Here is a 26,882-nt window from a genome sequence, read left to right as displayed (position 1 = left end):
TAAGTGACTGGTTAAGGATTGGTGATTTGATACAAAAGCACGCGGTGATTGCCCGTATCGGCTACCACCAAACAACGCTCTACGGCACAAAGCGAAAATGGCCAGTACAATTGCTTGTCGGTGCCAAAGCGGGTATTGCTATTTTCGCTGCCAGTTCTAAAATTATCGTGGCCAATGAGGTTGTCGGCCAAGGCGTTGTTTTCGGTAGGAATGCGGTCAAACCAAAGCAAACGGCTATTTCCCGTATCGGCAACAAATAACCCATTTTGGTGAAAAAAGGCGTCGTAGGTCCAGCTCATGGAGTTTTGTTGGGGAAACAAACTGAATTGATTCATTCCATTTGCGTCAAAATCGGGCTGGCCGATGATGACGTCAGCGGGCTGGGTAAAGGCGTCTTGCCAACGGTGCCAAATGAGGTTTCGGTAATATTGCGTATCGGCAATCGACAGTACTCCTTCGGCATTTACTCGGACGGAATAGGGCCAAATTGGTTCGTGGTTTTCGTAGTCGCGTTCTGTAAAATCTGGTTTTCCAATGACGGCGTCGGCGGCAGTGAAATTTTGGGTGGGAAATGCCTCATAAAACAAAACCCGACGATTGCCCGTATCGCAAATCCATAGCCGTTGGCCGTCCGAAAAAACACCGTATGGCCAATACAGCGACTGAGCCGAAGGCGTAGCTCCAACGCCTCGAAGGTTCGGTAAGTTGCTTTCAAAGTCGGGTTGCCCGATAACTACATCGGCGTCCTGCCCATTTTGAGTAGGGAAGCTATTCCAAATGAGTACTCGGTGATTCCACGCGTCGGCAACGACCAATCGTTGCCCGTCTGACCAAATCCCCGAAGGGTACTGCAACGAGCCTGCATGGACTTTACTACCCGCGTTTCGTCCCGTATGCGACGTTTCGAGTTGGCCTAACACAAGGTCGGGGACTGCAAATTCTGTCTCTGGCAATTGGTTCCAACAAAATAGCCGATTTTGACCCGTATCTGCCACCAACAGACGGTTTCCAACGGCCCACACACCGCGTGGCGCTAATAAAGGATTCCCTTCATCTCCCCGAAAAATGGTTACTTTTTCGACCATCGGCGCTTTCCCTGCCAACGATGCCGCATAAGTAGTGCGAGCACTGGAAGTGGAAAGTGGGGAAAGTGGGGCGTCGGTGATGTCTATGTTTAAGTTCATTTTCGTTAGAAACCTTATCGTTAGAAACCTTATAGGTTTTAAAAACCTATAAGGTTTGGAATGAGGGTTGGAGAAAGGTTTAAAGGTTAACAAATGCGGGGAAGTTGTTCTCCCACCAACATATTTACCACCCGTTTTCCCCCAATTCGGCTGTGAAGCACTACTTGTTTGGGGTGTTCGGTGGTTACTTCACCAATGATGGCAGCATCTTGGCCATATTCCAACGTCCGAAGTTTTTGCACAATTTCTTCGGCTTTTTCAGCAGGAACAAAAGCCATAAAAACCCCTTCATTAGCCACGTAAAGTGGGTCAAGGCCAAGCAATTCACAAGCGCCGCGTACCTCTTCGAGGACGGGTATCGGCTGCTGAAAAAGATTGACGCCCAAGCGAGAATCGCGGGCTACTTCGTTAAGGACAGATGCTACGCCACCGCGCGTCGGGTCTTTAAGCAAGTGAATATCCGCGCCAAATTCGTCCAATAATGCTTTCACAGTATGGTTCAACGGGGCGGAATCGCTGGTAAGGGTTGTTTCAAACTCCAATCCTTCCCGCACCGACATGATGGCGATGCCGTGCGTGGCAATCGACCCGCTTACGATGATTTTATCACCTGCCCGTACATTTTTAGTAGAAATGTGGGCTTGCGGGTGGATGTTACCCAAGCCAGAGGTATTGATGAAAATTTTATCTCCTTTGCCCCGTTCTACCACTTTGGTGTCGCCCGTCACGATGCTTACGCCTGCCTTTTCGGCAGCTCGACGAATGGAGACCAGTAGTTCCCAAAACTCTTTCATCGTAAGCCCTTCTTCTAAGATGAAGCTCAACGAAAGGTATTTGGGCACCGCGCCGCACATGGCCAAATCGTTGACTGTTCCGTTAACGGCCAGTTCGCCGATGTTTCCTCCAGGAAAAAAAATGGGCGAGATGACGTAGCTATCGGTAGAAAATGCCGTTCTCCCCGACCACTCAAACATGGCACCGTCGTGGTGTTCGTCGAGCAACGGGTTTTTGAGCAAATCAAATACGCCTGATTCGAGTAATTGGTTGGTCAGTATCCCGCCGCTACCGTGACCGAGCGTAATGACGTCGAAGTCAAGTTGGGGCATGGGGCAATCAAGTGTTATCATTTATTTGTAAACGTGATGAGTCAAAAATTATACGACATCGGCTTCGGCAAAGTGGTAATAGGCAGCGCAGGCTCCTTCCGACGATACCATGGGGGCACCCAGCGGCGTGATGGGCGTGCACCCTTTGCCAAATTGCGAGCATTCAAACGGTTTTTTGATACCTTTCAGGACTTGTCCTGCAATACAATCGGCGCATTCGGAGGCTTTGGCAATGGAAATAGAAAACTTTCGATTGGCATCAAATTCCGCCAACGATGCGTTGACTTCCCAACCACTGAGTGGGATGTTTCCGATGCCGCGCCATTCGCGGTCTGAGACCTCAAACACTTGTTCGATGACTTTTCTTGCTTCGGGGTTGCCGTTGGCTTTCACCACGCGACTGTATTGGTTTTCGAGTTTGGCCTCGCCATTTTCGAGTTGTTTGACCGTCATCAAGATTCCTTGCAACAAATCCACAGGTTCAAACCCCGTGACTACCATTGGAATATGGTATTTTTGAACAATGGGTTCGTATTCCTCCAATCCCATAATGGTACAAACGTGCCCTGCCGCCAAAAAGCCCTGAATCTGAGCCTCACCGTCGTTGATAACGGCCTCCATAGCGGGAGGAACAAGTACATGAGAAGCTAAAATGGAATAATTGGTCAGCCCTAACCGACGCGCATGGAGCACCGAAAGCGCATTGGCAGGAGCGGTAGTTTCAAACCCTACGGCAAAGAAAACGACCTGGCGGTGAGGGTGTTCTTGGGCAATTTTGACTGCTTCCAAGGGTGAGTATAAAATCCGAACATCGGCACCGTTGGCTTTGGCTTCCAACAAACTACGGCTCGACCCTGGCACGCGAATCATGTCACCAAAAGAACATAAAATGACTCCTTTTTCTTCGGCCAAGTAAACGGCCTTGTCGATGAGGTTTAGCGGAGTCACGCACACGGGGCAGCCTGGGCCGTGTACCATGGTGATTTGTTTGGGCAGCAAGTTTAAAAGGCCATTTTTGACCAAACTGTGCGTTTGACCGCCGCAAATTTCCATAATTGTCCACGGGCGGGTGGCTACTTTGTGCAGTTCTTCGAGGTAGTGTTCGACTACTTCGGGGTCGCGAAATTCTGATAAGTATTTCATGGGAACTAGAGGGGGTTAGGGCGGTCTAATTGGGAAGATTCTACCAGCTCATCAATTTCTCCGATTTCCTCCAAATACGCGAAGGTTTTTCGGGCCTCTTCTTCATCGACGATGCTGATGGCCACTCCCACGTGTACCAACACATAATCGCCTTCTTTGGCATCGGGCACCATTTCCAAACTGGCTTCTTTGGTGATGCCACCAAAGAGCACTTTGGCCATGCGTACTGTTCCGTCGTACTGGAATTCTATGGATTTTATTTTACCAGGAATTGCTAAACACATAAAAGTAAGGTTGAGAGGGGTTGATAATTAAGGGGTTAACACAGCCTGTCCAAACGAAACACATTCGTCGTTGGGTGAAAATTGTTGATGGAAAAACAGCTCGTGGGTATCTCCCAAGACCGCAATGCAAAGGTCCACCAACAGCGCATTTTGGAAAACACCACCGCTGAAAGCCACTTTTTGGACGCCTGTTTCTTGGGTAAATTTTTCTATAATTTTGACGAGCGTTACATGAAATTTCGCCGCGATTTCATCTACTGGAACGCCCGTGAGGACATCTTCGGCTATTGCTTCTAGCAGTTCTTTGGAAGGAATAAACCGATAATTGAGATTTTTCAATGAATAGTATTGCGTGACTAAAAGTCTATGTTTTAAAAAATAGCGTTCGGCCAATTCCTCCAATTGGAGGGCGGCTTCTCCTTCGTAGCTTGTTTTGTCAATGCCGATTAATAGACTAGCGACGGCGTCAAATAGTCTTCCAACGGAGGACGTTTTTAGGGTATTTTTGGCTAAAAGTTTGGCGTAAAAGCTACGTTCTTTCTCCGAAAACTTGTTGTTGATTAGTTCTTCTTTTTCAGGAAAAAGCAATGAAAAAGCCGACAATCGAGGTTCTACTGCCATTTTATCCCCCGCCAACGAGTCGAAATACTCAAAATACGCTATTCGCTCGATGTTTTCTCCCAAGGGACGAGAAGGATTAGGAAAATACAAAAAAAACTCGCCGCCCCAGCTGTGCCCGTCGGAGCCTAATCCCGTGCCATCCCAAACAATTCCTGCGATGGGTTCAGGAGAAGAGGGGAGTCGGTGCTCTGCCAAAACAGCGGCAAAGTGCGCAACGTGATGTTGAATTTTTTGAAGGGTTGACTTCGTCGCTTTTGCCCATTCGTGCGCTAGTTGGGTAGAAAAATAACCTTGGTGGGCATCGGCTGAAAAACGGTTAGGTTCTACATCAAATACCTTTACAAGGTGCTGGAGCGTATGTTTAAAATGCGTTTGGGTTTCCCAGTCTTCCAAATCACCAAGGTACTGACTTGTATGCAGGTTGTCTGCGGCAAGGAGCGTAAATGTACTTTTTTGAGAAGCGCCAAACGAAAGTTGGATAGACGTAGTTGAGGTAAGACCAGTGGCGTTTACGCTTCCCGTTAGCCCTCGACTGCGACGGAGTACAATTTGTTTGGCATAAAAAGGTGAAAACCGTAAGACGGAGTCGTCTTGGGGAAGTACAATTTCTCGGTTGTGCGTTAAGATAAAATCGGCGACTTGACTGAGTTCGGTCAAGGCGTCAGCGTCTTTGAAAATAATGGGACTTCCACTTCGATTTCCACTCGTTGCTACCAATGGTTTTCCAAAATCGTGCGCCAGTAATTCCAACAAAGGAGCATAGGGTAACATAACCCCCAAGTGCGCAAGGCCAGGATTGACTGACGGAGCAATGGAAGTGGTTTTATGTGGACGAACCAACACAATCGGCGCAACTGAACTCAACAAAGCATCGGATTCTTGGTCACCGACGGTTGCTTCTCGTTGTAAAACGTCTAACGTTGGATAAAGGACGGCAAAGGGTTTAGTGGGTCGGTGTTTTCGTTCGCGAAGGGTTGCCACTGCGCTTTCATGGGTGGCATCACAAAGCAAAAGATACCCCCCAATTCCTTTCACCGCAACAATTTTTCCCGCTTTCAAGGCCCGATGGGCGCGGTCTAAAATCCAATGGGTATCGTGTAAAAAAGAGGAAGAATACGCAGTAGCTTGTCGGCACGTGTACCAGCCCAATTGAATGCCGCAGGTGGGACAAGAATTGGTTTGGGAGTAAAAACGACGATGATTAGGGTCGTTGTATTCGTCCAAACAAGCGGGACACATTTCAAAGACCTGCATCGTCGTTTGGGCGCGGTCGTAGGGAACTGCTCGCTGAATGGAATAGCGCGGACCGCATTGGGTGCAGGTGATGAATGGATACCGAAAACGACGGTTTTGTGGGTCATGTAGTTCCGCTCGGCAGGAAGAACACATCGCAAAATCGGGGGTAAGTTTGAGTCCATTGGTAAGTTTCCCAGCCTGACTTTCAATGATTTTAAACGTTTGAAAGGAACAAAAAGGGAGCGACTCTAACTCATATTTTTCTACCAAAGCTTGGGGCGGGGTATTGGCCAAAAGGGTTTCTAAAAAACGGTTTGCCGTAGTTAGGTCGGTCGTTAAAACCACTTTTACGCCTTCGGGACCGTTGCTTACTGTCCCTGTCAGCCCCCATTCATGGGCTAGTTGATAAACAAATGGCCGAAACCCAACCCCTTGCACAATGCCCGTGAGCCGAATACCATACGTTTGTTCTTCAAAAGAAACTGACTTTTGAGAAACAACTTGCTGGATTGTATTTTCGGCAGTTTCCACCCACATAACTGTTTTACATTACTTTTTCGGAGGTTTTTTCTTTTTTTGCATGCACCCGTTCGACCAACCAATCGCACCATGCTTCCATCCCGTCGCCTTTCAAACTCGAAATGCTAAGTACTTCGATGTCAGGATTTACGTCGCGAGCGTCTTTGGTGACCGCTTCCACCGAAAACGGAACGTAAGGCAACAAGTCAGACTTGGAAACGATGAGCAGTTCGCTCGTCAAAAACATCCGAGGGTATTTTTTGGGCTTGTCGTCGCCTTCGGTGCAGGCCAAGACCGTTACGCGGTAGTCTTCGCCCAAATCAAAAGCCGCTGGACAAACCAAATTGCCCACGTTTTCAATAAATAGCACATCGGTACCCGTGAGGTCGATGTGGTCGAGGGCTTGGAAAATCATCTGCGCCTCAATGTGGCACATGCCGCCCGTTACAATTTGCAGGGCGTTGATACCCACATCGCGCATACGGATGGCATCGCGCTCGGTTTCGGGGTCACCCACCAAAACGGCCATGTTTAACTTGCCTTTAAGCCGCTTGCCCGTTTCTTGCATGAGGGTGGTTTTACCACTGCCAGGCGACGAACAAACGTTGATGACCAAGATGTTCGGCAGTCGGTCGCGGATGGCTTTGGCCACAAAATCGTTTACTTTTAGTAGGTTAAGCGTCGTGTTTTCGCACTGTACCGACCCGACGGAAGCTTGGTTTGATTTAGGTTTTTGCATAGCAATTAGTCAAATTCTACTTTACTGATGAGTAATTCTTCTCCTTGTATCACGTTTCGACTTGGCCGCCCGCAATGACTACACACGAAGCGGTATTGTTCAACTTCTGATGTTTGTCCACAGAGGTCGCAATGAATTAAAATGGACAAAACCTCGACGTGTAAGCTGGTTTTATTGTACTTGGGCTGGTCTTCCAAAACAGCCTGAAACGCATTCTGCATCAAAATAGGCTGGACATTAGACAAAAGTCCCGCTTTTAAATAAATCCCGCGAATGCGCTGCATGTCGTTGGGAAATTCTTCTTCCAACGTTCTGAAAATGTTCCGTACCAATGATATTTCGTGCATTTATCAAGCGGTTTTGTATGACCCTTCCAAGTTTTCAAAACTTGGAAGGACTTATTTTTTCGACTTCAAAAGTCAGGGTTAAAGCCATTCCTAGCGTTGATTTAGGTAAAAGCGTGGGGGTATTAAGATTTTATAGTCCAACCAATGTTCTTAATTTCTCCAATTTTTCTTGGTGCTGCGCTACTTCTATCAACAACGACGCATCGCTAGTCAACTTGGGTAGTTCGGCAATGTAGCTTTCCATTTCTCCCAACAGCGCTTTTTCGCTTGCTTCGTTTTCGTGGTGAACAAACCAGCCTATTTCTAAAAAATTGAGCAAGGTCAAAGCCCGTTCGTGCGGGTAGTCTGCCGCCGTCCGTACGTCCAACGCCTCCCGATAAAACGACAGCGCTTTAGCGTGGTTGTCGCTTTGGGCAGCTTCGGGGTATTTGGTGAGGGCATTGGCGTAACTGTTGCAGATGCGCGCGTATTCGTACGGATTGGTTTCGCGGGTAAAATAGCGGAGTGCTTCTTTGAAAGAACTTACCGAAACAGCCGCCCAAATCCCTTTTTTCTTGACTTCGTCAGGAATTTCTGAATAAATCACGCCCAAATGGTGATGAATTTCGGCAAACACCTCAGGCGCATTGTCGCGGGTAAATAGTTTGAGTGCTTCTTGGTAGGCTTCCATGGCAGGTTTCAAAAATTGTGGATTGCCATTTTGAGCCCATGTGTATAACAGTGTCCCTTTTCGGTAGTGCGCATTGGCTACCAGTTCAGGAATATCTTCTTGGCGCAATAACGCAATGGCTCGATTGATGTAACCCAACGATTCGGCAAAACTATCGGTCAAATTAGCAATTTGAGAAGCATCTGTGAGTAACAAAGCTGCTTGTGCCCCGTTTTGTCGTTGTTCATAATAGGAGACAAGAGTGGCCAACGTATTTTTGATTTGTTGGAGCAGCTCCGTATCGTAAGGCACCTGTATTTTCTTTATCCAAATCGCACAAAGAACCGCCAATAATTCAAACTGTGCATCTTCGGAAATGGCCGTATCTCGGCATTGATTTACTAGCCACTCGGCTTCACTCAGTTCGTCCGCGTCTAACAAGAGCGAGGCATAATGTTTGCCCGTAAACGCCCGCCATTCATCATCGGGGGCCGCTTCGAGGGCTTTTTGGTAGTATTTCTTTATGGTAACGTAATGCACAAAGTGCGTCAATTCGCCATAGTGAGCCATGACGGCGGTGTTGTGCCAATACCGATACATTTCAAAGGACGGCAGCTTTGTGAACGGCTCCTCCGTGATTCTCACCTGCACCCCGTGTTGGAGGCATTTGAGGGTGTCGATGTCCCGCAGAAGAAACGGGTTGAATTCGGCCAATTCGTACGCTTTCTCATAATTTCCGAGTTTGGTATAAACCACTGCCAACAAATTTTGCGCGCTAAACTCCAGGGGATAAGGGAGAAGAAAGGGCGGAGCTTCGTTGGCCCAATCAATCGGAATAAAAATTTCATGGTCACGTATTACCAAAAATCGGTTCGTGATTTCTTCCCCAATCGAAGGCATTTCTTTGACACTGACGACTTCGTTGAGGCGAAATTCGCTGTCAATAATGGCCTGTAAAGCAGGGAGTTGGTCAATTGAGGCAAATATCGAAAACATGTAAAGCGTTAGATTTAAGGGTTCCTCGGGCGTCGCGCTGCATGCCGCGCCGAAACAATTGAGCGTATAATTTAGCTTTTTCTTCGGTATCGTAATGGTCGAGCCTTCGGCATAAAAACTGAAATGGGTTCTGAACATACACATAGACCATGGTCAGATGCCAACGTCCTTTTCGGGTTTCGATTCGGTAACGTACTTCGGTCGAATGAAGCCAACGGTCGTTGATAAGTACCTCTAAATCTCTGTACAAACCTCGGATGTTGAGGGTAAAACCTGCGCGAGAATCGGGAAATGGGTTCACAGTCGTACGTTGATAATGCCCACTTGGGTAACGTCGTAAGCTAGTTCACGGTCGTGCTCGTCGAGCTCAAAATCAAGCAACAAGCCACGGAGGTAAAAAGCTTTGTCTCCAAGTAAGTTTTTGTCTTTGAGCGTTTGCCAATTCGTTTTATGGAGTTTTTCAAAAAACTGTTTGGATTTTCCTGCCAACAATAAGGTTTGCCGCTCGGGATAATACACCCAATTGACCTGCGCTTCGTTTTCCAACACCGACTGCACCAACGCCACAGGGAGAATCAAATGCCCATTTTTAAGCTGTAGTGTCATACGTAGCTAATTCCAATTCGTTCAAAATCAACGCAACAACGCGGTCGCCTGCTTCACGAACGGGCTGACTCAAACCAATGTCAAGCCGAAGGTTGTCCACGGCAATCAAATACACCTGAATGTCGTCGGGGTAGGCTTCGCGTAAGATTTTTTTGGCGTACGAAAGTGCTTGATCCCATTTTAAGCTGTGCAAAAACACCATCGGGTCATCCTGAATGTGTGCGTTGATTTCGGAGGCAGGCAGTCGATACAATGTTCCTGGGGTTTCTCCCGAATTGACCACGGCATCCACCACGATGATTCGTTCATGACCTTGTAAGTGAAAGAGCACCTCAAAAGCTGAAGTGCCCATGTCAAATAAACTTACCTGTTCATTTTCAGCGAATTGGTTTTTGAGTTGTTCAATTACAAAGCAGCCGACTCCGTCGTCGCTTCGGCACGGGTTCCCAAACCCCATTATCGCTGTTTTTTTCATGTGATATGCAAAAGAAGTTCATCACAAAGGAATCAACGATGCAGCTCCAAGAACACAATGTTATTTTTCTCTTTGTGAACTTTGTGCGATTCTTTGAGTCCTTTGTGGTTAAAAAATAATTTACAACTTAAACTTCGCTAGTTCCTGACCACTTTTGCCATCGTGGGCGTGAACGGTACATACCAAGCAAGAGTCAAACGAACGAGCCACCAAACCTACTTCCACGGGGTCATGCGGGTCTTCGATTTCGGTGCCTTCCAAGGCGGCCTCAATGGGCCCAGGGTTGCCCGTTTCGTCGTTAGGGCCTACGTTCCAAGTGGTTGGAGCCATCACTTGATAGTTTTTGATGACGCCGTTTTCAATTTCAATCCAGTGTGCCAATGCCCCACGCGCTGCTTCCGTAGCTCCCCAACCTTTGCCGTCGCGTTCAGTGGGTTTGATGTAAAAGTCGCCGTTGAGGTCCACTTGACGGAGCCATTCGTCAATCATTAAGTACAAACGAGGCGCTTCGTGCAAGCGTGCCAACGTGCGGGTAAACACACTTGGCCCCATTTTCTCCATAATATCCATGAAGAGCGGATCTTGGAATTGGTGTGCTTTGTTGGCAGGATTGGCATTCATAATCACGCGCGACAAAGGCCCAGCTTCGGCCGCAAAATTCATGTAACGCGGTGCTTTCGACCAGCTGTATTTATCGTTAAAGTTGGTTTCGGCCAAGTTTTGCGACGGCAGCGGCGTTGGCAATGGTTCGTCCCAAGGGTGGGCGGCGGGTACATCGGCGTACCATGCGTGCTTGACGTGCTCTTGCACTTGCAAATGGTCTAATTCATAGTACTTTTTGCCGTCCCAAAAACCACCAGGACTAATCACGGCGTTATTACGGGTTTCAATTTTGGGCTGGTTCCACAAATCTTTGTGAATATAGGTACCAAACGCCACAAATTTACCTACCCCTTGTCCAAATTTATGGAGCCCAAACTCAATCCCTGCCCGAATGTACAAGCCCAAGTCGGAGTTGCGTTGCGATTCGTTTTCTTCGACCCACTCCATCAAATCGTCCCACGTTTTGATTTGCATGTAACGCTCAATCGAACAGCCCAAAAAGATGCTTTCGAGCCAATCTTTGCGGAATTGGTTCATGATAGCGTGGGCCCGCGTGATGTCTTTGAGGGTAGGGGCGCTCATCACCCCGCCAGGTACCATGTAGCTAGAGTGCGGCCATTGACCGCCAAAAAGTGCATACACTTGCACAGGTAGCGCGCTCGTGGTGACTCCCTTTTGGAAGGAAGTACCCACATACGCTGCCCAGCGTTTTACAACTTCGGCGTAAAGGGGTTTGTTCGCAAATTTTTTATTGGCCAAGTCGGTGGCAAAAATGGCGTAAAACCAACGCGGAATACTTTGGATGGTTTCGGTGGCTTGTCCCAAGGCACGAAGCAAGAGGGCATTCGGCGGCAAGGTGGTGCCCCAAGCGGTGTCTAAAGCCGATGAAGCACAGTACAAGTGCGAACCACCGCAAATTCCACAAATACGAGGGGTAACAATCAAGCCCGATTGGGGGTCTTTGCCCGCCATAATTTGCTCAAAACCACGGAACATCGCCGCTTGCGTGTGGGCGCGGGTCACTACGCCATCTTCCATATATACTTTTACGTCGAGGTCGCCTTCTACCCGACCTACGGGGGATATATTTAGTTCTTTGGTGATTGCCATTGGAGTGTGTTCAAATTGAAGTGATAAAATGCGATTGGGGGAAACTATTTAGAACCTTGGCTGTGGGCTTTTTCGATACCAAGCCCGACTTCCACGGCGTGCATTGTTTTTTCAAAACCAGCGCGCATGTAGTAACCAAGTTTGGAGTTGCCCGCAGGTACGTCTTGGGGCAAAAAGCCCAAATACTTGAGGGTTTTGAAGACACTTCCTTTGGCCAAATCGTGGTGCGGGAAGCCTGGTTCAGTACAACCTAAGCAGGGGTGATTGGCGCGGGTTTTACTCGATTGACGGTTCCACAATATTTTGTTACAACTCGCCCGGGTCATGGGCCCACGGCAGCCCACTTCGTAGAACAAGCAACCGTTGCCTCGTTTTCCAAAACCTCCATCCACTTTATTGGCAAAATTGACAACGTTGGTACAGCCCGTTTGGACAAAATCGGTAAAGAACGTTTTGGGACGGTGGTAGTCGTCTAATAAAACATCCCCGATACGACCCGTAGCAATGGCCACCAAAATTTGCGTAATCCAGTCGGGGTGAGCAGGACAGCCAGGGATGTTGATGACGGGCAAACCACCTTTTGATTTGTAATTAGCCCCCAAAAAGCCACCTTTTTCTTTGCGCAAAAACTGTACGCCCGTCGATTCGCTGGGGTTGGGTTCCACGGCGGGAATTCCGCCCCAGGTGGCGCAGTCGCCAATGGCAACCACAAAACCCGCTACCTCCGATAACTCCTTTACCCAGTCCTTCATGGGGCGGTCGCAGAAGTAGTTCATCGTGCCTGTATTTTTAGGGCCTTTGATGATACTTCCTTCATATACCAAAATGTCGCATTGCACTTTTCCCTTGATGATGTCGTCGAGTAGCTCGGTCACTTGGTGACCAATCTCAAGCCCAATGGAAGGGTGCCAGAGAATATTGACGCCGAAATCGGTGACGAGGTCAACCACCGTAGGCTCTTCGGCATTTAAGAATGACATGGTATTGCCACTGCACGCGCCTCCTTGCAGCCATAGTACATTTGCCATAAGAAAAAATAGCTTAAGGGTTTTGGTTTGCTAAAATTGTACTAAAAAGTGAACAAATATAACCACTTCCGACTTTTTAGAAAATATTTTCTAATTAAATTTAGAAATTTTTTTCTAATTTAGAATAAACCTAAATATCGGTAGGTACATGTGCTTCACAAAGTAGCAGATGTACTACTGCAAAGACATGACATTGGTCAGGATTTGAAGATTAATTTTGGGAAAGGACGGGGGAGATGAGCTCAAAGGTATCTAAGCCTTTTTGAGTAAAGTAAGGTTTTAAATGGTTCCACACGGCTGTCCGATAGCGCCCTTCCGTGACGGGTTTACGGCGTAGGGTTTGTTGAGGAATCCAAAAAACCAGCGTCATCCAAATCGACTCCGAAATGAGGTAGTACGTTCCTTGCGACGATTCGGGAAGGAGCTCGCCTCGACTGACGTGGAAGTCGATACGGTTTTTGATTTGCAAAATCATTTTGTTCATAAACATCTCCCATTCGGCTTGAATGTCGGGCAGGGGATGTTCGGCAGAAAACAAATCGGTAATGTAAAAACGGTAGGTTTTGAAAAATTCAAAATAGCCTGCCATCTGCCCGTCGAAATCGGCAAAAGAAGGTGTGAGAAGGTACGTACTGAGAAGTTGCCGAAATTCATCAAATAGTTTTTCGTAAACAGAAGAGACAATGGCCTCTTTGTTGCGAAAATGGTAGGCCAAATTACCGACGCTAATACCCGTTTCATCGGCTATTTGTTGAAGCCTGACACTTGCCACCCCATGCTCATTGAAGAGCTTTATGGAAGCTAGTACGATTTTTTCTTTGGTATTGTGCATGATAACTCGTGCGATGATGCTCAGTTCTGTGCTACAAATATATCATTTATACTGATTGCCTGCGTACCGCGCTGGTCTTTTGCCGCCAGTCGGCGCATCAAAGACGCAAACAAGGATGCCTTACGCGGGCACGAATACGAAGTGATTTGTCGGCGGATAAACCGCATAGGGTTGGTGGTATGGGCAAAGACCAAATTAACCTGCCATTCGCCTTTGTGCCGCGCGAGTTCCTCGATGACGGCCGTGTCGGCGAGCCATTCGTCTTTATGAAAAAAAGTAAAATCAGGGAGCGTACCGCGCTTATCGGTCACGTGCAGGTCGTTGAGCCTGCCCAATAAATGGGAGTACGTAACTTCGTCGATGCGAAAATAGGATTTCATCTTTGGCGCGTTGGTGAGTCAAAGATAGAAAAATCTTAGGAAGAGATACAAAACTGATGCCATCCATCACCGACGGTGTAGTTGATTTGTAAGTTGTAATTGGTACAAATTTCCTTGATAATGGCCAAGCCAAGCCCTACCGAGTCGGGGCCTGTGCCTTCTTTTTTAAAGCGTTCAAACAAGCGTTCGGGAGGGCTTATCAGTGCGTGTCCCGTATTACTGAGGCAGATTTGCTGGGGCGTCGAGTGTAACCGAATCTGTCCTTGAGCGTGGTTGTGTTTGATGGCATTGTTGACCAAATTATTAACCAAAGTTTCGGCCAAAGCGGGCGGTAATTCTACCACAAAAGGAGTGTCGTTTTCGAGCTGGACTTCCAACTGTTTGTAGTGTATCATTTCTTCCATGTCGCCCAACTTGTTGACCAGCAATTCGGTCAAATTGATGGTGTGGTTCGTCGTAAACTGGTGATTTTCAATTTTTGCCAAAAGCAACAGCCCTTGATTGAGCCGAGCCATGCGTCGCGAGGCTTGGTAAATATCTTCAATCAAGTGGGTTTGGGTTTCGGAAAGTTTGGCGTGTTGAATCAACTGTTCGACTTTGGCATTGATGAGCGCCAACGGCGTTTGGATTTCGTGCGAGGCATTTTCGGTAAACTCCTTGAGGCTTCGGTAGTCGTGTTGCATTTTTTCGCCCATTTTTCGGAATACCTCGTTCAATTCTTCAAATTCGTCAATTTCGGGCTTGTCCAACTGCAAAGGTTTTTCGTGGGTGAGGTCAAAGTTTTTCATCCGTGAAAGGGTTTCGTAAAACGGATGCCAGATTCGCCCCGAAGATTTTCCCTGAAACCAAAAAGTCCCTATCAACAACAGCACCAGGCAAACCACCATGGTTGCGGTGATGATTTCAATCAGTCGGAAGGTTTGAATGAGCGATTTACGAATGGTGACTTCACGCACCACACCACCGATGGTGGCATAAAACGTAAGTTGCCGAAATGGCGTAAGTTCGTCTTCGTAACGGCTGCGCATCAGGGTGTCCGTAAAAAACTCCGCAGCTTGGATGGGGCCAGTGACGGGCGAGACTTCGATTTTATTTTCAACAAAATAGCCACTCGACCAGTTGTCGTGGATTTTGAGGTATTGCTCAAAGTCACGTTTTTCGACCTTCAAGCGGTTTTCTACTTCATCATAAATAAGGATTTTAATGACTTGGTAGAAGGCCAGTCCCGCAAACAAATAAATGGCCGTTGAGAATGTTAGATAAATGCGGTTGGTTTTGGTTAATAGTTTCACGAAAGCCCAAATTTATAGCCAATTCCATAAACCGAACGCACGTAGTCGGTACAGCCTTTTTCGAGCAATTTTCGCCGAAGATTTTTGATGTGTGAGTAAACGATGTCCAATGAGTCAACGGAGTCGATGTTGTCCCCCCACAAATGTTCGGCAATGGATGCTTTGGTGAGCACCACGTCCACGTTCGACAAGAAATATAGCAATAAATCGTATTCTTTGCGCGAAAGTACGGCCAATTGCCCTTTTACATAGACTTTTCGGGAAGCAGGTTGGACCAAAATTTCGTGAAACTCAATTTCGGTATGCCCACTAAAGTTGCGGCGCCGAATCAGCGATTTGACGCGGGCGTTGAGTTCAGACAAATGAAAAGGCTTGGTCAGGTAGTCGTCCGACCCAATTTCTAGCCCCTTGATTTTATCTTCTAGGGCATTGCGGGCCGAAATAATAATGACGCCCGTGGTTGTAAGCATTTTTTTGAGCGATTGAATCAGTTGAAACCCATTGCCGTCGGGCAAGTTCAAATCTACAATAACACAATCGTAGTCGTATAAATAAATCCGCTGGTCGGCCTCCAAAAAGGTGCCTGCGGTTTCGCACACAAATCCTTCTTTGATCATGTATTCGCTGATGCTTTCAGCCAATCCTTTTTCGTCTTCAACAACCAGTACTTTCATAGACGTATTTGATTCAACAAAACAAAGGTAGAAGTCAATTCTGGAAACATTTAGACAAGGTACTTTTTTGTCGAGGTTGAGCGCATTAAAAAAAGTAACCTTGCTGAGGCTACTTTTTTTAATGCGTTTAACCCGTTTTTTGCCCTAGACTCCCATTTTTCCTAAATGTTTCCAGAATTGGGCTATTGTTTTGTGAGCTATTACTGATAACCGCACTTCCACTACGTTGGTTTCTATGAAAAAAGGTATTAGCTACATTCGGCCGTTGAGCCAGGTTTTTGGGTTGGTATTGCTGGTGAGCCAAGGGTTTTCTGGGCAAGCACAAACACTTTCGCTGTCGCAAGCCATGGAGCAAGGTGTTCAAAATTACCCTTTTTTGAAAGCAAAGCAGGCCGAAGCCAAAAGTATTGAACGACGAGTGCAATTGGCAAAAACGGAGTACTTGCCTTCCATCGTGGTGCAAGACCAATATACTTTTTCGACCAACAACAGTATCCACGGTTCGTTTTTTCCAAACGAAGGTACGACCATTTCTACTTCTGGGGGGATTCGCCCAGAGCCTGTCTATCAACCCACCACGGGGAGTTTTGTGAGTGCTGTTATTGACTGGCGAGTTGTCAATTTTGGCAGGGTAAAAGCCAACGTGGAGGTCGCTCAGGCAGATTGGAAGCGGGCGCAAGCGGACTACGAAAATGAGCTTTTTCAACACCAAATTCGGGTGATTGATGCGTATTTGTTACTTCTCATTCAGCAAAAACTGGTTGAGGTACAGCGCACTAACCTCGACCGCGCCCTGACCTTCAAGCGGGTGGTCGATGCAGGCGTACAGTCGGGGATGCGCGCGGCGGTCGATAGTTCCTTGGCCACGGCAGAGGCAGTTCGGGCGCGGTTGTCGTTGCTAGAAAGCCAGCAGCGGGCACAAGTTCAGCGATTGCGCCTTTCGGAACTAGTGGGTGAGGTTCAAAAAAATCTTCAGGTGGACAGCCTTGGGTTTTATCGTACACTTCCCCAAACTACGTTTCTTTCGGATTCACTTTCACCCAAAAATCCTGTTTTAAAACTTTTCCAAACCCAACTTAGCCTTTCGGTGGCGCGCAGCAATGCCATCAAACGTTCGGGACTACCGTTCATTTCGCTGGTAGGGGCTGCTTGGGCGCGGGGGTCGGGGGTGTCAAATGCCGCTGATGTGAGCGATGTCGCCGATTTTAGCTTTAGCCGTGGGTTGGGCTATCAAGTTTCCAACTATTTGGTGGGCGTTGCCGCACGGTGGAGCATAACAAACATGCTGAGGGTGAGGCAAGAATATAAAAGTGAACAGTGGCAGATAGACCGTTTTAGGTATTTGTACAACGAGCAATCGCTGCGCATCAATCGCCAAAACCAGGAGGCTGATACGCAACTGACAATGGGGCTGGAATTGGCCAAACAAGCGCCTATTCAACTCAAAGCCGCCCAGCAAGCCTACAACCAAGCCAAGGCTCGTTACCAAAGTGGACTAACGGATTTGCCGACGTTGTTTCAAAGCTTTGTGACGCTCAACCGCGCCGAAATCGACGGCTACGTAGCAACCAGCAATGCGTGGCGCTTTTTACTGTTGAAAGCCGCCGCCGAAGGCGATTTGTCCCTGTTTATGAATCAAGTTAAGTAAATCAAACGCACCATAGAAGTATGTATCAACTCATTCGTTCTGCCTTGCGGAAACCCATTTCAGTGGTAGTGGGCGTGTTTGGCATCCTGTTTTTTTCGGTGATGTCATTGTTCACTATTCCTGTTGATATTTTTCCCAATTTGGATTTGCCGACCATTTATGTGGTGCAGCAATACGGCGGTATGGCTCCCGATCAAATGGATGGTTTTATGGCTACGCGTTACCAAGACCACTTTTTGTACGTATCGGGGATTCGGGATGTGGAAGTAAAAACCATTCAAGGGCTATCGTTGATTCGCCTTCAATTTTATCCAGGCACAGACATGGCCCAAGCCGCCGCCGAGGTGGCCAACAACGTGTCGCGGGCCAAAGCGTATATGCCAGAGGGGACGGTGCCGCCGCAAGTGGTTCGTTTTGATGCGAGTTCGGTGCCCGTGGGTCAGTTGGTTTTTGAAAGTAAAACCCGTTCGCTCAACGAAATCCAAGATTTTGCCTCGTCGCGGGTGCGCCCCATGTTTTCGCGGATTCCTGGGGTGTCGAGTCCGCCGCCTTTGGGAGGAAACCAGCGCACAATTATCATCAAAGTAAATCCGCAATTGGTACGAAGTTATCAATTGACGCCCGACGAAATCATCAAGGCGATTGTGACCAATAACCAAATTTCGCCCGCAGGGAATATTCGGATGGGAGAAAAAACGCTGATGACGCCCGTTAATTCTTTGGTAAAAAAGCCCGAAGATTTTTTGGACATCCCGATTCGCGTAGGAGCGGGGCCAACGGTTTTTGTGCGTGACGTTGGCACGGTGGAAGACGGCGCAGACGTGACCGTTAGCTATGCCCTTGTTAATGGCCGCCGCGCAGTGTATATTCCTGTCGTAAAAAAATCTGATGCTTCGACGCTTGACGTGGTGAACAACATCAAAAAAGCGCTCCCCGAACTTCAGAACTCTATCCCCGAAGACGTCAAGATTTCGTACGAGTTTGATCAGTCGGTGTATGTAACAAACGCCCTCAAAAGCCTCGTAACGGAAGGGATTTTGGGCGCAGTGCTGACGGGGTTGATGGTATTGTTATTTCTGCGCGATTGGCGGAGTGTGATTATCGTCGTCGTGACCATTCCAATTTCGGTATTGTCGGCCGTGATTTTATTGAATTTGGCAGGACAAACCATCAACATCATGACCTTGTCGGGATTGGCGTTGGCCGTTGGGATTTTGGTGGACCAAGCCACGGTGTCGATTGAAAATATTCACCAGCACCTCGAAATGGGCAAACCCAAAGCAGTGGCTATTTGGGAAGCCTGTAAAGAAATTATTTTTCCCGAATTTCTCATTTTGATGGCGATATTAGCCGTGTTTGCGCCTGCTTTTGTCATGAGTGGCGTGCCTCGGTCGATGTTCTTACCGTTGTCGTTGTCGGTGGGATTTGCCATGATTGCGTCCTTTATTTTGTCGCAGACGTTTGTGCCTGTGCTTGCCAATTGGCTGCTCAAAAGCCACCCTTCGCACGAACCTGCCACCTTGGCCTTGGATGCCCAAGAAACCCAAACGGTGATTTATGAAGGCACACATCCCGATCCCAAAGCTACAGGATTTGAGAAGTTTAAACAGCGTTATTCTACCTTGCTCAATCGCGCTTTAGGAGGTCGTAAGTGGGTTGTAGGGGGCTATTTGGTGGGAAGCGTGGGCGTGATTGTGTTGTGCTTTTTGTGGATTGGAACCGATATTTTACCCCATGCCAACAGCCATCAGTTTCAGTTGCGGCTGAGCGTGCAAGATGGAACGCGGGTTGAGCGCACGGAGTTGGCTACGCTCAAAGTGTTGGACATTATAAAATCAACGGTTGGGGAAGAAAACGTTGCTATTTCGTCGGCCTACGTCGGAACAGTTCCTTCAAGTTACGGAACTTCCAACATTTTTGTGTTCAACAGCGGGCCGCACGAAGCCGTCATGCAAGTATCGCTCAATGAAGCACACCACGTCAATATGGACGAACTGAAAGAAGAGTTGCGCGAGAAAATTCGTAAAGAATTACCTGCGGCTAAGGTGTCATTTGAGCCCATTGAGTTGGTTGATAAAATCATGAGTCAAGGTTCGGCAACGCCCATTGAGGTGACGGTGGCGGCCAAAGATTTAAAAGAAGCAGGGCGTTTTGCGGGAAAAATTCAGGACGAGATGAAGCGAATTCCTTTTTTACGCGACGTGAAAATTGCGCAACCGCTGGCGTACCCTATTTTGAAAGTCACCCTCGATCGCGAGCGTGCGGGGCAATTGGGCGTGACTTCTACCCAAATTGCCCGTTCGATGGTGGCAGCGACTTCGTCCAGCCGTTTTACCGATAAAAACCTCTGGCTCGATGACTCGAAAGGGTTGGCGTATCAGGTGCAGGTGCAAATACCTGAATATAAAATGACCAGCCCCGAAGACATCGGGAACATTCCGTTGCGTAGCGGAGCCATGCACCCTTTATTGTCGGACGTGGCTACTTTTTCGGAGGAGACGGTCCCAGGTCAATACGACCGCGCAGGGCCTAACCGCTTAGTGACAATCACGGCCAATTTGCACAACAAAGACTTAGGCTCGGCACAAAAAGCCGTTCTGAAAGCCATCAAAGATGCGGGCGACCCACCGCGCGGCGTGCAGGTGGACATGCGTGGCCAAACCAAATTGCTGGGCGACACCCTCACCAGTCTTCAAACGGGTTTGCTGGTCGCGATTGTGATTATTTTCTTGCTTTTGGCGGCCAATTACCAGTCGTTCAAACTGTCACTCGTGATTTTATCGGCCATTCCTGCCGTGGTAGCGGGGTCGTTGCTGATGTTGTTGGCTTGCGGAGCAACGCTCAATCTCCAGTCGTACATGGGCTTAATTATGTCGGTAGGAGTATCCGTCGCCAATGCCATCTTGATGGTGACCAATGCCGAAAACCTTCGCTTGACCCTTGGCGACAGCCGTAAAGCGGTGATGTTGGCCGCCAACAGCCGTATTCGTCCCATTTTGATGACCAGTATTGCGATGATTGCGGGGATGCTTCCGATGGCGTCGGGCTTTGGAGAAGGGGGCGACCAAATTGCTCCTTTGGGACAAGCCGTTATTGGCGGGCTGATAGCCTCCACGCTCGCGGCTTTGCTCATTTTGCCTTGCGTATTTACGCAATTTCAGCACACCGCCACTACCCAGTCGGTATCGCTTGACCCTGAAGATCCTGAAAGCAACTATTACAAATCCTCGTTGACCCCAACTATATGAAATCGTATTGGACCCTCTTAGCGCCATTGGTGGCGGGGGCAGCTATTACTGCCTGTTCTACCGAAGCCAGTGAAGAAAAAAAGAAAAGCACCGCGCCTGAAACCCAGCAAGTAGAAGTGGTGGAGGTACAGGAAATGCGTCCTGAGAAAAACATTGTGCTACCAGGTGAACTGAAACCCTGGAACCGAGTGAGCTTGTATGCCAAAGTGAAAGGTTTTGTACGGGCGGTGCAAGTAGATCGCGGGTCGTGGGTGCGCAAAGGACAAGTTTTGGCGCAGTTGGATGCGCCCGAAGTGCTGTCGGAAGTGAGCCAAGCGCAAGCACACGTACAGGCACAAGAAGCCGTTTTGATTGAACAAACAGCGCGTTTTCGCGCGAGCAAACAAACCTACCAACGGCTTTTGCAAACCAACAAAGTAGAAGGTGCCGTCTCGCCGCATGAACTCGAACAAGCCCAAGCAAAAATGCTGGCCGACAGCGCGATGGTAAGCGTGGCCAAGGGAAATGTCCAAGCGAGTCGTTCGACGTACCAAACCAAGACCGAATTGCGTCAATACTTAACCATTACCGCGCCATTTGATGGCATTATTACGGAGCGGAACATCAGCGCAGGGGCGTTGGTAGGGGCGGGCGACAGCAACGGCAAACCGCTGTTTGTGCTGGAAGATAGCCGAACGTTGCGTCTGACGGTAGCTATTCCCGAAAGCTATGCCAATCAGCTTCCTGACAAGAGTTCGGTGTCGTTTACGGTCAATGCCATTCCTGAACAAACTTTCAATGCGCGTTTGGCGCGAAGTGCGCAAAGTTTGGTGGAAGCCAATCGCTCAATGATGGCCGAGTTTGATTTTAACAACCAACGCAATTTGTTGAAATCTGGCATGTATGCCGAAGTGAAATTGCCCGTGGAGCGGACGATGTCCACACTATTTGTGCCTAAAACGTCGGTGGTAAGTTCGACCGAAAAAACGTTTGTGATTCGGGTAAATGACAACAAAGCCGAATGGGTGCCCGTGGAAAAAGGCAATGTGCTCGATAGTTTGGTTGAAGTATTTGGAGGGATTCATTCCAAAGAAACCATTGTGCGCAAAGCGTCCGAAGAAATCCGTAATGGACAATCTATTAAAATAAGCAAAAAATAATGCGTTATCCCGCCCTTCTGTTCACACTTTTGTTAGTAGTTTCCCAAAGTTGCGCGCCAACGCACTACCGCCTGATTTATCGCGAAGAGAACGATACCCAAGTTCATCCTGAGCTTCGGGCGGTGCAGCTGCGTTGGCAATCGCAACGAGTAGTTGTGAAAACTTTGTCGGGCAAAAAGCAGCAAATAAATGCCAATAAAGTATGGGGATACGAAGAAAAAAATGGGAAACGATACCGATTATACCTTGATCAGTTTTATGAAGTGGTTCAATCTGACGGTATGACGATTTATTGTCGGCATAATTTTGGAGAAGGTAGTACAGATGAGTATTTCTTCAGCACTACTCCCAACGAAGAACTGCTGTATTTGAGCGCACGTAACTTAAAAAAGGCTTTTGCGACCGACGAATGTATGCTGGATTTACTCCAACAACTGCCCACTAAAAGTTGGTTAAAAACCAATAGTAAAGGGTCGTTGCAGCTTTTAGATGCCTATAATTATTGCCAAACTCCCCATTCGACCGTCACTTACAAGGTACGTTAGGCTAAGGCAAACTTCTTGCCTGGCAAGCTTCGGAGGTATCCTTGCAGTTCTAAATTTAGCAAAAGTGGGGATAACTTTCCCAGATGAATTTGGCTTTCCCACGCGAGTTCGTCAATCTGCATTTCTCCCTTTTGGCGCAGAAGCGACACGATGGTGCTTTCGGCTTGGGTAAAATGCTCGGGAAGAGGGGGAGGAGTGGTGGAGGCAGTACCATCGGGAAGCCAACTGAGGGCATCCATCAAATCGTCCACGCCTGTAAAAATCTGTGCCTTGTGCGTGCGAATGAGCTGATTGCAACCCGTAGAATACGAATTGGAGAGGTTGCCTGGAACGGCAAACACGTCGCGGTTGTAATTGTTGGCGTATTCGGCCGTGATGAGTGCGCCTCCTTTTTCGGCCGCTTCTACGACAATAATGGCATCAGATAAGCCTGCAATAATGCGGTTTCGGGCAGGGAAACGCATAAAATCAGGCTTGGTGCCTAACGGATATTCCGTCAAAATCCCCCCATTTACCTGCATTTCTTGGGCGGTTTTGGCGTGAGTTGAAGGGTAAATAAGGTCAATCCCCGTTGCCATGGCTCCGAGGGTAGGCACGCGGAGTTTGACACAAGCGCGGTGCGTCGCGATGTCGATGCCGTAGGCCAAGCCACTCACAATCGTCACTCCTTTGTTGGCCAATCCTTCCACAATCTGCTCGCAGGTATTTTTGCCGTAATCGGTTGCTTTGCGGGTTCCGACCACCCCCACAAACCGACCTTCGTTGAGGTTGAAATTCCCCTTTCCGTACAGTAACACAGGGGCGTCGTAGAGCGATTTGAAACGCGTTGGAAATTCGGGGTCAGTATAAAAAAGTAACTTCCCATCGACGGATGCTAGTTTTTTGAGCTCATTTTCTGCTTCTCGAATGCCTTCTTTTTGGAGTATTATTCGCGCCGTTGCTTCCCCAATTCCATTGACCCTCGTTAGGCTTTTGAGGTTGGCTTGAAAGATTTTTTGGGCACTTCCGAAGTGGGCAATCAATTGCCGAATGAGAACACTGCCAAGGCCGTTGGTCAAATGAAGCGCAAGCTGGTAGATTTTTTCGTCTGACATGAAAGAAGGGAGTTATACCTGTTTTTCATTGGACGAGGGGGACTTTGTTGGGTTAGTTTTTGTGCGGGTATATTTAACGAAATGGCTGAAATGTTTTATGAAATGGCTTATTTTCTTTTTGAAGTGGCTTATTTGTTGAATAAAAAAAGCGGATTAAATACACTGTAAGCTAAGTTTCTTTTACTATTACCCGCAGATTAATGACAATATAAAGCCCTTTTTCAGCGACAATCAGCGCTTATAATTCTGCGGCTTTCTGCGGGTAAAAAATAAAGCTATTTACTTAACACTGTATTAAAAGTAACCCGCTTCACTATTTAATTCCCACCACCTAAATGCGCACAGTTGACCAACTTATGAATGCCATCGTAAGCGACGGGTACTTTTTCGTATTCGTACGCGATTCGAAGCGGGCGAGTGTGGTTGTTGTCGCCCATTGCTACGTCCACATCGTCCATCGTAAACTGAGAAGGGTGCTCGTAGCCGCAGGCAATGGAAATCTCTAGCACTTCTTTGGTGAGGGTTTTGGCATAATTGTAAAAACGCTCGCTTTTCAACGTAGGGTCAACCCCTGCTTGCAACCATTTGTTTTGGGTGGCGATACCCGTTGGGCAGCGGTTGTTGTGGCAGACTTGGGCTTGGATACAACCGATAGAAATCATGGCTTCGCGGGCAATATTGATGACATCGACGCCCATCGAAAAGGCCATAATGGCTTGCGCAGGTAAGCCAAGTTTGCCCGAACCAATGAACGTAACGCGGTGGGTAAGGTTGTGCTTTTTGAAAATTTTATACACACTCGAAAACGCATACACCCACGGCAGCGAAACGTGGTCGGCAAACGACGGTGGTGCCGCTCCCGTTCCTCCTTCTCCACCATCAATGGCAATAAAATCGGGGCCTTTGCCCGTTTTTACCATCAATTCGGCCAGTTCTTCCCACATTTCTAGCTTCCCAACGGCGGCTTTGATGCCCACAGGAAGTCCTGTCGCGTCGGCCATGCTTTCGATGAAGTCAATCATTTCGGGAATGTTGGAAAATGCACTGTGCGCTGCGGGCGAAATCACATCTTTTCCCAGCGGAATATGGCGGATATCGGCGATTTCTTGGGTGATTTTTGACGCAGGCAATACGCCCCCTTTCCCAGGTTTTGCTCCTTGCGAAAGTTTCAACTCCAACATCCGAATAGACGGATTATTTTTGGTCAAATCCACCAGTTTTTGCATCACAAAATTCCCATCGTCGTCGCGGATGCCAAAGTAAGCTGTTCCTATATTTAGCACCACATCGCCGCCTTTGTTATGGTAAGGTGAAAAACCGCCTTCGCCCGTGTTGTGGTAGCAGCCAAACTTGGCCGCTCCTTTGTTCAACGACTCAATCGCGCGCGCTGATAAAGACCCAAAACTCATGCCCGAAATATTAATCACCTGCTTAGGGCGATAGGGCTTTCGGCGATTGTGTGGTAAGCCAATCACCTTGGCCGAAGGCAAAACGTACGGATTTTCGCGGTAAGGGTGGTCTTTGGGGAGGCGTTTGGTGAGCAAAGCGGGCTTGATAAAAATGTACCCTGCTCCGTTCACGTCTTGGTCTGTTCCAAAACCCTGAAAATTGTTTTCGCGTTTGGACGAAGCATAAATCCACGACCGCTGCCGACGGTTGAAGGGAAGTTCTTCGCGGTTGTTGGCCACGATGTACTGCCGAAATTCAGGCCCAATGGTTTCAATCCAATACCGTAGGTGGCCCACCACGGGGAAATTGTGTTTGATGGTATGTTTTTTCTGGTTAATGTCCCGAATGGCAACAATTGCGAGAAAAACAATAGGCCAACACCACCAAGGAATTTGTCCCAAAAAATCAAAAATTGTATTCATGGATATGGAGTTATTAGGGTTGATGATTTGATTCTACTTTAATGCTTCGTAGGCTATTTTACCGATTTCTGCGATGATTGTTTCGGCCCTGTTGAGGTCGGTACCACGTACAAATACGGATATTACAAATGGTTTTTTGGTGAAAATAATCCCTGCATCGCCCCGAATATAAGTAAGCGTTCCCGTTTTATGGGCAATGCCTACTTGCCGAGGAATGAGTGATGGCAAGGTGCTAGTGTCATGATTGTCAAGCAAAAATGCCACCATCAAATCACAAAGGGCAGGCGTGGCAACCTTACGTTGGTAAATAAGGCTGAGTAAACGGTTGATTTCGTCCGCATTTACGTAATTTTCGATGCCTTTGGCCACGGCGGCGGTATCCATCATCACGCGATTGAGTTGGAGATTGGGAAAACCAAGCGTTTTCATTCGTTCGTTTACGGCTTCGCGCCCTACTTTCCGAATCAAGATGTTGGTTGCCGTGTTGTCGCTTGCCACCATCATCTGGTGGGCAAGTTGCTCGTAGGTAAAAGCTTTGCCTTCACGTTCTTGAAAAATAGTCCCTGCTCCGCCTACTTTGTCGGCGTTTTGAAGGGTATAATAGTCGGTAAGTTCAAAGCGCTGGGCTTTGACTTGCTCCATGATTTCGACCAAAATGGGGATTTTAATAATACTGGCAGAGGGCACCCGTTCGTCGTCTCTAAGGCTTGCATAACGTTTTCCTTCAAGTGATTCGACGCGGTAATTGACCTTTACCGAAGAGGGTAACTTCGCAAGGTAGTCGGCGAGGTGCTGCTCAAGGGCGGGGTGTTGAGCATGAACCGAAGTGAGGCTGGCCAAGAGCACAAAAAAAATAAGTTGTCGCATTAGAATATCTGATTCTGGCGACAACTTACACAGTCCTCCTATAAAAATCAAGCCTTAGGCTGTTTCTTGTAACGAGGAAACTTCCTTGAGCGAAAAATGATTTTCCAGGTCTTTGCCAATAAACAGTCGGAATTCGGTTTTGAATTTGCGGTAATTGTCGTGGTAAAAATCCATCTTTTCCCGCAGATAGACCTGCGTCGCCCAAATGTCGTCGTTGTATTGAACCGTTTCGTTTTTCAGGGCGATGGCCATGACGTTTTCTTGGGCATGAATCTCGCTTTTGAGGGTATTGTTGATGCGTTTAAAATGCTCCATTTCGCGCGAAATACGCTGGAGCGTTTCGGCAAAATCTGTCGCTAAGTCAGTGGGTAAAATGACCTTCATTTCGTCGAGCAAATGCGCAAAAATGGTCACTTCTTCGTTGACAAAATCAATTTCTTTTCCCCAAAGCCGATGTTCAAAATGAAATCGTTGGAGGTCGAATTTAGGATTCTTGGCCATGGTAGTTTTTGTCTTTTAATTTTCTCAAAATCACCCATTTTTATTGATATTTTCCATGAGAAAAGTCATACATCTGGTTGAGAAAAGTCACGGTGAGGCTTTTAAGAAAAATAAACCGAAGCTTTGTCCACCTAGCAGACAAAAA

General features: G+C 47.7%; 25 protein-coding genes. 4 read left to right on the top strand and 21 right to left on the bottom strand.

Annotation, left to right across the window (positions count from 1 at the left end; translation table 11 throughout):
• Nucleotides 1-11 precede the first annotated feature (11 nt).
• The 17 genes from FHS57_RS27105 to FHS57_RS27025 form a co-directional block, all read right to left on the bottom strand.
• On the bottom strand, nt 12-1,184 hold the full coding sequence (locus tag FHS57_RS27105; protein ID WP_229601467.1) for an NHL repeat-containing protein: 1,173 nt from the start codon (nt 1,182-1,184) through the stop codon (nt 12-14).
• An 86-nt stretch (nt 1,185-1,270) separates the two neighbouring features.
• Complete coding sequence (gene hypE / locus FHS57_RS27100; RefSeq protein ID WP_229601466.1) at nt 1,271-2,311, bottom strand: hydrogenase expression/formation protein HypE; 1,041 nt, start codon at nt 2,309-2,311, stop codon at nt 1,271-1,273.
• Nucleotides 2,312-2,338: 27 nt separating this feature from the next.
• On the bottom strand, nt 2,339-3,433 hold the full coding sequence (hypD, locus tag FHS57_RS27095) for a hydrogenase formation protein HypD (protein ID WP_183979209.1): 1,095 nt from the start codon (nt 3,431-3,433) through the stop codon (nt 2,339-2,341).
• 5 nt (nt 3,434-3,438) lie between these two features.
• Nucleotides 3,439-3,717, bottom strand: a complete 279-nt coding sequence (locus FHS57_RS27090; protein WP_183979207.1) for a HypC/HybG/HupF family hydrogenase formation chaperone — start codon at nt 3,715-3,717, stop codon at nt 3,439-3,441.
• Nucleotides 3,718-3,744: 27 nt separating this feature from the next.
• Complete coding sequence (gene hypF / locus FHS57_RS27085) at nt 3,745-6,111, bottom strand: carbamoyltransferase HypF (RefSeq protein WP_183979205.1); 2,367 nt, start codon at nt 6,109-6,111, stop codon at nt 3,745-3,747.
• A 7-nt stretch (nt 6,112-6,118) separates the two neighbouring features.
• Entirely contained in the window at nt 6,119-6,832 is a 714-nt protein-coding gene (hypB, locus tag FHS57_RS27080) for a hydrogenase nickel incorporation protein HypB (RefSeq protein ID WP_183979203.1), read from the bottom strand.
• A gap of 5 nt (nt 6,833-6,837) precedes the next feature.
• The gene (locus FHS57_RS27075) at nt 6,838-7,179 is read right to left on the bottom strand and encodes a hydrogenase maturation nickel metallochaperone HypA/HybF (protein WP_183979200.1); all 342 of its coding nucleotides are present in this window, start codon (nt 7,177-7,179) and stop codon (nt 6,838-6,840) included.
• A gap of 130 nt (nt 7,180-7,309) precedes the next feature.
• Nucleotides 7,310-8,824 carry a hypothetical protein gene (locus FHS57_RS27070; RefSeq protein WP_183979198.1) on the bottom strand — a complete coding sequence of 505 codons (1,515 nt, stop codon included), beginning with the start codon at nt 8,822-8,824 and terminating at the stop codon, nt 7,310-7,312.
• On the bottom strand, nt 8,799-9,125 hold the full coding sequence (locus FHS57_RS27065; protein ID WP_183979196.1) for a hypothetical protein: 327 nt from the start codon (nt 9,123-9,125) through the stop codon (nt 8,799-8,801). Before FHS57_RS27065 ends, FHS57_RS27070 begins: the two co-directional genes overlap by 26 nt.
• The gene (locus FHS57_RS27060) at nt 9,122-9,430 is read right to left on the bottom strand and encodes a hypothetical protein (RefSeq protein WP_183979193.1); all 309 of its coding nucleotides are present in this window, start codon (nt 9,428-9,430) and stop codon (nt 9,122-9,124) included. The genes FHS57_RS27065 and FHS57_RS27060 overlap by 4 nt, the downstream gene beginning before the upstream one ends.
• Nucleotides 9,414-9,905 (bottom strand): hydrogenase maturation protease, encoded by a 492-nt coding sequence (locus FHS57_RS27055; protein ID WP_183979191.1) that lies wholly within the window; start codon nt 9,903-9,905, stop codon nt 9,414-9,416. The genes FHS57_RS27060 and FHS57_RS27055 overlap by 17 nt, the downstream gene beginning before the upstream one ends.
• Before the next feature lie 120 nt (nt 9,906-10,025).
• The gene (locus FHS57_RS27050; RefSeq protein ID WP_028526813.1) at nt 10,026-11,618 is read right to left on the bottom strand and encodes a nickel-dependent hydrogenase large subunit; all 1,593 of its coding nucleotides are present in this window, start codon (nt 11,616-11,618) and stop codon (nt 10,026-10,028) included.
• A gap of 44 nt (nt 11,619-11,662) precedes the next feature.
• Entirely contained in the window at nt 11,663-12,646 is a 984-nt protein-coding gene (locus tag FHS57_RS27045; RefSeq protein WP_183979189.1) for an NADH-quinone oxidoreductase subunit B family protein, read from the bottom strand.
• A 211-nt stretch (nt 12,647-12,857) separates the two neighbouring features.
• Nucleotides 12,858-13,478 carry a TetR/AcrR family transcriptional regulator gene (locus tag FHS57_RS27040; RefSeq protein WP_183979187.1) on the bottom strand — a complete coding sequence of 207 codons (621 nt, stop codon included), beginning with the start codon at nt 13,476-13,478 and terminating at the stop codon, nt 12,858-12,860.
• Between the two features lie 20 nt (nt 13,479-13,498).
• Complete coding sequence (locus FHS57_RS27035) at nt 13,499-13,858, bottom strand: hypothetical protein (protein WP_183979186.1); 360 nt, start codon at nt 13,856-13,858, stop codon at nt 13,499-13,501.
• Between the two features lie 35 nt (nt 13,859-13,893).
• Nucleotides 13,894-15,150 carry a sensor histidine kinase gene (locus tag FHS57_RS27030; RefSeq protein WP_183979185.1) on the bottom strand — a complete coding sequence of 419 codons (1,257 nt, stop codon included), beginning with the start codon at nt 15,148-15,150 and terminating at the stop codon, nt 13,894-13,896.
• Entirely contained in the window at nt 15,147-15,824 is a 678-nt protein-coding gene (locus FHS57_RS27025) for a response regulator transcription factor (RefSeq protein WP_183979184.1), read from the bottom strand. Before FHS57_RS27025 ends, FHS57_RS27030 begins: the two co-directional genes overlap by 4 nt.
• A 235-nt stretch (nt 15,825-16,059) precedes the next feature.
• Here FHS57_RS27025 and FHS57_RS27020 point away from each other — a divergent pair, with 235 nt between their 5' ends.
• The 4 genes from FHS57_RS27020 to FHS57_RS27005 are packed head-to-tail and all read left to right on the top strand — an operon-like array spanning nt 16,060 to nt 22,404.
• A complete protein-coding gene (locus tag FHS57_RS27020) occupies nt 16,060-17,472 on the top strand; it encodes a TolC family protein (RefSeq protein ID WP_183979183.1) in 1,413 nt (470 codons plus the stop codon).
• A gap of 20 nt (nt 17,473-17,492) precedes the next feature.
• Nucleotides 17,493-20,720: an efflux RND transporter permease subunit gene (locus FHS57_RS27015; protein ID WP_183979182.1), complete on the top strand. Its 3,228-nt coding sequence runs from the start codon at nt 17,493-17,495 to the stop codon at nt 20,718-20,720.
• The gene (locus tag FHS57_RS27010) at nt 20,717-21,859 is read left to right on the top strand and encodes an efflux RND transporter periplasmic adaptor subunit (protein WP_183979180.1); all 1,143 of its coding nucleotides are present in this window, start codon (nt 20,717-20,719) and stop codon (nt 21,857-21,859) included. The genes FHS57_RS27015 and FHS57_RS27010 overlap by 4 nt, the downstream gene beginning before the upstream one ends.
• On the top strand, nt 21,859-22,404 hold the full coding sequence (locus tag FHS57_RS27005) for a hypothetical protein (protein ID WP_183979178.1): 546 nt from the start codon (nt 21,859-21,861) through the stop codon (nt 22,402-22,404). The genes FHS57_RS27010 and FHS57_RS27005 overlap by 1 nt, the downstream gene beginning before the upstream one ends.
• On the opposite strand, the gene dprA is transcribed toward FHS57_RS27005, so the two are convergent.
• From dprA to FHS57_RS26985, 4 genes are all read right to left on the bottom strand, one after another.
• Nucleotides 22,401-23,498 (bottom strand): DNA-processing protein DprA, encoded by a 1,098-nt coding sequence (dprA, locus tag FHS57_RS27000; RefSeq protein WP_183979176.1) that lies wholly within the window; start codon nt 23,496-23,498, stop codon nt 22,401-22,403. The two genes, FHS57_RS27005 and dprA, sit on opposite strands and share 4 nt — an antisense overlap.
• A 317-nt stretch (nt 23,499-23,815) precedes the next feature.
• Complete coding sequence (locus FHS57_RS26995; protein WP_183979174.1) at nt 23,816-25,369, bottom strand: FMN-binding glutamate synthase family protein; 1,554 nt, start codon at nt 25,367-25,369, stop codon at nt 23,816-23,818.
• 33 nt (nt 25,370-25,402) lie between these two features.
• On the bottom strand, nt 25,403-26,236 hold the full coding sequence (locus tag FHS57_RS26990; protein WP_183979172.1) for a serine hydrolase: 834 nt from the start codon (nt 26,234-26,236) through the stop codon (nt 25,403-25,405).
• A gap of 54 nt (nt 26,237-26,290) precedes the next feature.
• A complete protein-coding gene (locus tag FHS57_RS26985) occupies nt 26,291-26,737 on the bottom strand; it encodes a hypothetical protein (protein ID WP_183979170.1) in 447 nt (148 codons plus the stop codon).
• Nucleotides 26,738-26,882 lie beyond the last annotated feature (145 nt).

Origin of the sequence: Runella defluvii (assembly GCF_014195535.1) — a bacterium.
Lineage (GTDB): Bacteria > Bacteroidota > Bacteroidia > Cytophagales > Spirosomataceae > Runella > Runella defluvii.
Note: the sequence above shows the minus strand (reverse complement) of the source record. Positions and strands in the feature narration are given on the sequence as shown.